The organism is Rhodohalobacter sp. (assembly GCF_041686455.1).
Taxonomy (GTDB): domain Bacteria; phylum Bacteroidota; class Rhodothermia; order Balneolales; family Balneolaceae; genus Rhodohalobacter.
The window spans coordinates 1-6,311 of sequence record NZ_JAWLDW010000141.1 but is presented as its reverse complement, the minus strand read 5'-3'; the positions used below and the strand labels follow the sequence as shown (position 1 = coordinate 6,311).

The 6,311-nt window shown below is 42.5% G+C and carries 7 protein-coding genes and 1 pseudogene; 3 read left to right on the top strand and 5 right to left on the bottom strand.

The window, feature by feature from the left end; translation table 11 throughout:
- Window positions 1-303, top strand: a pseudogene (locus tag ACESM0_RS12205) (3-methyladenine DNA glycosylase); the annotation flags it as partial.
- 418 nt (window positions 304-721) lie between these two features.
- Here ACESM0_RS12205 and ACESM0_RS12200 read toward each other — a convergent pair.
- Window positions 722-964, bottom strand: coding sequence for a hypothetical protein (locus ACESM0_RS12200; RefSeq protein ID WP_372906488.1), 243 nt, complete (start codon window positions 962-964; stop codon window positions 722-724).
- A gap of 226 nt (window positions 965-1,190) precedes the next feature.
- Entirely contained in the window at window positions 1,191-2,402 is a 1,212-nt protein-coding gene (locus tag ACESM0_RS12195) for an anhydro-N-acetylmuramic acid kinase (RefSeq protein ID WP_372906487.1), read from the bottom strand.
- Between the two features lie 81 nt (window positions 2,403-2,483).
- Between ACESM0_RS12195 and ACESM0_RS12190 the strand changes: the two genes are divergently transcribed.
- Entirely contained in the window at window positions 2,484-2,735 is a 252-nt protein-coding gene (locus tag ACESM0_RS12190) for a hypothetical protein (protein ID WP_372906486.1), read from the top strand.
- A gap of 3 nt (window positions 2,736-2,738) precedes the next feature.
- On the opposite strand, the gene ACESM0_RS12185 is transcribed toward ACESM0_RS12190, so the two are convergent.
- The 3 genes from ACESM0_RS12185 to ACESM0_RS12175 form a co-directional block, all read right to left on the bottom strand.
- A complete protein-coding gene (locus tag ACESM0_RS12185) occupies window positions 2,739-3,329 on the bottom strand; it encodes an exopolysaccharide biosynthesis protein (RefSeq protein WP_372906485.1) in 591 nt (196 codons plus the stop codon).
- 176 nt (window positions 3,330-3,505) lie between these two features.
- Window positions 3,506-4,924 carry an L-serine ammonia-lyase gene (locus ACESM0_RS12180; protein ID WP_372906484.1) on the bottom strand — a complete coding sequence of 473 codons (1,419 nt, stop codon included), beginning with the start codon at window positions 4,922-4,924 and terminating at the stop codon, window positions 3,506-3,508.
- Between the two features lie 133 nt (window positions 4,925-5,057).
- Complete coding sequence (locus ACESM0_RS12175; RefSeq protein ID WP_372906483.1) at window positions 5,058-5,528, bottom strand: nuclear transport factor 2 family protein; 471 nt, start codon at window positions 5,526-5,528, stop codon at window positions 5,058-5,060.
- Between the two features lie 142 nt (window positions 5,529-5,670).
- Here ACESM0_RS12175 and ACESM0_RS12170 point away from each other — a divergent pair.
- Window positions 5,671-6,311: ATP-binding cassette domain-containing protein (locus tag ACESM0_RS12170; protein ID WP_372906482.1), on the top strand; the 641-nt coding region annotated here is incomplete at its 3' end.

Below are 6,311 nucleotides of genomic sequence, written 5' to 3'. Positions count from 1 at the left end.
ATGGAACAGCCGGGCTGCCTGCATACCAATATGGATCTGTATAAATGGGCCTATAAATTCTATCCGTGGATTTCGAGCGAGATAGTCCGAAAAGCGTTCTTCAATGCGGTAAAAACCCGGAAAGTGGACATGCAGGCGAGTCCTTATGATGCGCGTGAGTTTGGCCTGGAGCCGATCAAGATTGAGACAGAAAAGGGGCGTAAAGTTTACCTGAAAAAGCAGACTGAAATATTTGAACGATCGATGCCCATCCGGAAAGAGCTAATCGAGGTGATGGAAGATTTGTTGGTGCGAGTGGATTGATTTGATCGACCGACAACCCTCCAAGGGTTCGAAACCCTTGGAGGGTTATCCAGATGCTAAAATGGGATGATAATTTCCCTAGGTCTTTTGTGTCTGCTTCTTTAAATCAAAGCATTAAAAAATTATTCTTCTTTTCTCAGCTCTTTGATTAGTTTTTTGGGATCTTGCCTGTTATCCCAAAAGGCGGTGATGACAATATTATTTTTGATAATTTTATAAAAAATGCTGAAATGCCCAAGTGATAGAACTCTTGTGTCTGGATAATCAGCTTTTTGACCTGAATACGGATGAGATAATAATTACTCTATACGTTCTTCGGATTCATAAAGTAGTGTTAAGGAAAAATCGGAAGACCCGGTTCTTTCAACCCAGTACTTTAAGATAAATCGACGTTAATTTGCTGCAGTTTTAGTCCATATTACTTCTCTCGAAGCCATTCAATATCATCTCTGTTTAACTCTCTTTGTGATATCAACTCCCCTTCTTCAATATCCTTATCACTCATCTTAAGCATTCGTTTCTGCTCTTCCGTCAATGTCACTTCATCTTCTTCCGAAGTCGATGATTCCAATAACTGATCAATCCGGGCAAGAAGTGTTTCATTTTTGCTTGATAAGATCTTATCGATAAGTCGGTGCTTGATCTCTTTTTCAGAACTCATAAACTGATTTGTATTGTTAGACCAATAATCAATAAAAGTAAACGATTAATCCAACATTGAATTATAATGTTTACAGAATGCAATCGAAAAATCTCGATATTACTTAATTTAACTCTCGTATCGACAATTAGGTCTTATTATTTTTTAAAGAACTAAAAATTTTACTCAAAACCCTCCAAGGGTTCGAAATCCTTGGAGGGTTGATTTGGAGGTTTAACGGCTTCTTTTAAACCGGAAATGAAATCTTCCCAAAGTGGATGTTTTGTTCAGATCCGTATTTGGTGTGAATGTTAAATCCGGACCCGGTTACTGTTTCATTCGCCAAAACTGCAAAAATAACAGCTTCCTTCACATCAGCTGAAAAACCGAGCTCTGAAAATTCACAAACATCAGCTTCATCTAAATAGTGCGAAATTCTATCCATCAAAAAGCGATTATGCGCGCCCCCCCCACTGGGATAAATCATAACCGGTAGATTTTCCGGTATATGATGTTGAATATTCTGAGCGATCGTTCTGGCTGTCAGTTCTGTAACCGTAGCCACCATATCTTTATCCGAAATATCGGATCCGGAAAATCCGGCCAATTCTTCTTTCTCTTTGATCCACTTCAAATTGAAATATTCCGGACCAGTTGATTTTTCATCCTCACTTTTGAACCAATCGTCCTCAAGCATCTTGATCAATAGCGGTTTGATCACATTCCCGGATGCCGCGATTTTACCTCCCTTATCAAATGGTTTATCAAATCTGGATTTCATTACGGCATCCATCAACGTGTTACCGGGGCCGGTGTCTGTAGAAAACTTTTTCAAATCCTTCACGTCAGCTGCCGGCATGAACGTGTAGTTTGCAATTCCACCAATGTTCAAAAGAATCCGGTGTTCTTTTTTGTCGGTAAATAACCACTCATCAACCAGCGGTGCCATCGGCGCACCCTCCCCGCCGAACGCGGTATGTTTCTGTCGAAAATCACTGATGGTAAGAATACCGGTATTTACAGCTATGTGATCCCCATCTCCTACCTGAAAGGTTGAATTCAATGGAGTCTCTTCACCGTTGAGATCGCGATTAGGCAAATGGTAGATGGTCTGACCGTGGCTCCCAATGCAGTCCACTTTCTCCGGCTTGATACCCCACTCAAACAGAGCTTCTACAATCATATCTGCATGAAGCTGTCCCAGCCAGGTGTGTACATAACATAAATCCCTTAATGAAACTTGATCAACAGAAGTTACTTTTCGGAGCTTCTCCCTATCATTTTTGTGATAGGGTTTGGTAACAAATTTCAACAAACTCACTTTGGTCTCAGGACCACTCCCCTCAACCTCGCAAAGTGCAATGTCCAATCCATCCAGCGAAGTACCCGACATTAGCCCAATAACCGTTCGTGTTTCCTTCTCTGCAATTTGTGCTAATTTTTTAATGGATGGATTCATATTTTGGGCTTACTTAATAATTCATTGTGATGAACTTTCAATATCGCAAACAATCTCTAAAATATAGATCGAAAGGAACAGATGTCTGAACAAAATGAAGAAGAAGCTCTATCGGCCTGGCAGGAAGATGTTGAATTTTTAGTCAACATCCTGAAAGAGAGTTTTGAATCGACCGATGTTACGTATTCCGTTGATGAACACAATAATGTTCTTTATGTGGAGCTGGAGGGATTGCAAGACTACTCCGATGAGGAGATTATTGAAATAGCAGAGCCAATTTTTGAAACGGCAGATCTCGATTTTGAAGACATTATACTACTGCCATTATCCTAAAGTTTATAAAAAGTTGATAATAATGGCTGCTATTGCTCCTGTTAAAATCAGTGCAATAATCAACAGTAAACCGTCTCTGGCAATCAGTGCCAGTCCAAATACGGTAAGAGCGGCTCCTGCAGCATTTGCGCTAAAAGGTACAAGTTCCATGATCGGCATCACTGAAGCGATCATCAAGCACATAAAGGCGATTATATAAACAGCTGTGTCTTTGACTAGCAACCCGAACCTGGGTTTTAACAGCTTATCGATCCATTTTGCAGGTGTCTGCAGCCACTCAACACCTTTATTCATTTTTTTACCGGAAACAGATCGTTCAAGTAAAAATTTCGGCAGCCAAAAGTGCTCCCTGCCAAACAGTAATTGAACTGAAAAGAGAAATACAATGGCTCCCAGAATAGTTGGAACTCCCGGAATATCTCCAATAATCGGTGCAAGAGTTAAAAGTCCGGCAATTAATAACAGCGGGCCATAAGAACGATCGCCCACCATTTCGATGATCTCTCCAACTGAAACATCCTCATCTTTTTGAGAAATTTCATGAATTCTGTTAAGAAGTTCCTGAAGAGATTGAAATTCATTTTGCTCAGTCATAGACGCCAAATCTATCAGAATCTCCACACTATTGAAAAGCCCAAATGATACTATGAGAGGAAATTCAGTTTATATTGTCAACAGTGAACAGTACAGTAGGGACAAATTGTATTAAAATGAACTTCTAAATTAAACTCTGATGCACTGCCAACCTGTTCCACTGTTGACACTGTAAATCAGCATTCACTCAAACTAATTGGAATATTTACTGCCAGACCGCCATCTGATGTCTCTTTATACTTCGTTTTCATATCCTGAGCGGTCTCCCACATCGTTTTCACAACCGCATCCAAGGGTACTCTCGCTTTATCAGGATCGCTGTGAAGTGCAAGCTGTGAAGCCGTAATCGCCTTGATGGCTCCCATTGTATTCCGCTCAATACAAGGCACCTGCACCAATCCTCCAATCGGATCGCAGGTCATTCCCAGATGATGTTCCATAGCAATTTCTGCCGCCATCAGGCACTGATCCACGCTACCGCCAAGTGACTCCGTTAAACCGGCAGCTGCCATGGCGGACGACACTCCGATCTCGGCCTGACATCCACCCATCGCTGCGGAAATCGTTGCTCGTTTTTTGAAAATACTCCCGATTTCTGAGGCCGTCATCAGAAAATTACTCACCATGTCTTTGCAGTGATCCCGTTTAAATGTCACCAGGTACTGAAGCACAGCCGGAATCACTCCTGCAGCACCGTTGGTTGGTGCCGTAACCACACGGCTAAAAGACGCGTTCTCCTCATTCACGGCCAGCGCAAAACAGCTTACCCAGTCGAGGATATAGGCAAAATCATCACCACCATTTCTAATCGCCTCACGCCACTCGTGATAGTCGCTGTATTTGCGGTGATTAAGTAATCGATTATTTAGGATCGAAGCACGCCGCATCACCTGGAGACCTCCGGGCAGATATCCCTCTGTGTGACAACCACGATAGATACAGGTGCACATAACTTCCCAGATTTTCAGAACAGCTTCATTTGTCTCCTCTTCCGAACGCCACTCCTTTTCGTTCAGAGCCACAACCCCGGAAATCGGAAGTCCGGTCTCTTTACAGGCAGCTTTTAAATCGGCAGCAGAATCGATTGGATAGGGCAACGGGATGTCATCTGTTTCGGAACGATCCTCCTCACCTTCCTTCACTACAAATCCGCCACCAACTGAGAAGTAGGTCTCTTTTTCGAGTGTGGTATCGTTGAACCGTGCAATAAAAGTTAGGGCATTGGGATGAAACGGTTTGATTTCGTCTTTTAGAAAGTGGATATGATTTTCCGGGTTGAAATCGATCCATCCCTTCCCCCCAAAGTTGAGTTTCTTCTCCTGTTTGATTTTATCGACAGTGGGATCAATTTGATCAATCTCAAAATCGACGGGATCTTTCCCACTCAGACCCAGCATCAAGGCGATGTCGGTTCCGTGTCCCTCACCGGTTTTAGCCAGTGATCCAAAAAGCTGAATTTCCAAGTGCTCGATTTGATCCACCCGATCGCCAATCACATCGATAAAGCGAGTTGCTGCTTTCCACGGACCTAAGGTATGTGAGCTGCTCGGGCCGATCCCGATTTTAAACATGTCCAATACTGAAATGGACTCCATAATGGTAGACGATTAAATTCCAATAAACTGTGTGCGGGTTGAAAATAACTCCTTTTCAGCCATTCTCCATACCGTATTTTAGCACATCAAGTTAACGTCATTAAATCCCGGAATTTATGGAATTGCTAATTTTTTAATCCAGGCAACCTTCGGTCCGGCGGGTATCCACAATGGAAAAAATCTTCCATTCACCGGCATTTCGGATCAGGTTCATACTGTTCACTCCACAGTGACTAAACTCCACACCTCGATAAAAATGGTAGTCCATCCAGGCAGTGGCCAAATCTCCATCAACATTTACGGAGATGTAGAGAATCTCCTCAATCAAGGTTCCCGGTTCAGATCCCTCAACTGATTCAATAAAACTGCTGATATCGGTTTCATCCAGTTCAGTTCCGGTTTCGGTGGATCTGACGGTGTGCAGAGTTGCATTTTCGTCCAGTACAGATCGCAGTACATCGCCGTCTGCCGCCTCCATTCCTTCAAATAACGTCATGATCGTTTCACGAACGTCATCTGATTCATCCATCGATTCTTCAAATGATTGAGCCATTATTGGAGAAGTGGATAAAAGTATCAGCAGGAACCAAGTGAGCTTTTTCATTATGTAGAGATTGATTTATTGGTCAAAGGATTTTATTCATCACAAGTTACAAATCGGGAATGTTATTTCTTAATTCGTGAAAACATTTGGATTGAATCTACTGTATTAGTATACTCATACAGTAATAAACAATCTAACTCCTATGATTCAACTCAATAACATTTCATTCTCCTTCAAAAAAGGAGAACCACTTTTTAACGATTTGAACTGGTCACTTCAGCCCGGAAAAACGTATGGCCTACTTGGGCTAAACGGCGCCGGCAAAACCTCTCTTTTTAATATCATTTCGGGAATGCTCTTCCCAAAAGATGGGGAGTGTACGTTTGATGGAAACGTCGTCAGAAATCGAAATCCACAATTTTTAAGTGAGCTATTCCTTGTACCGGAGCAGTTTGAACTTCCTGCGATGAGTGGCGACCAATATACTCAGCTTCATGCACCATTCTACCCAAGGTTTGATGAACAGCTGATGGAGAGGTCACTTTCGGAGCTGCAGGTCAATTCTAAAAAGAAGATTTCAGAGCTTTCTTTTGGTCAGCAGAAGAAATACCTGCTCTCGTTTGCCCTGGCAACACGCACCAAGCTGCTTCTGCTGGATGAGCCGACCAACGGAATGGATATCCCATCCAAAAGTCAGTTCCGGAAGCTTCAGGCCTCTCTGGATCAGCCCGATCGCTGCACGGTGATCTCAACCCACCAGGTACGGGATTTGGGATCTATGATTGATCATGTGACGATCCTGAAGGATGGTAAAATTATATTTAATCACTCTTTGGACGAGAT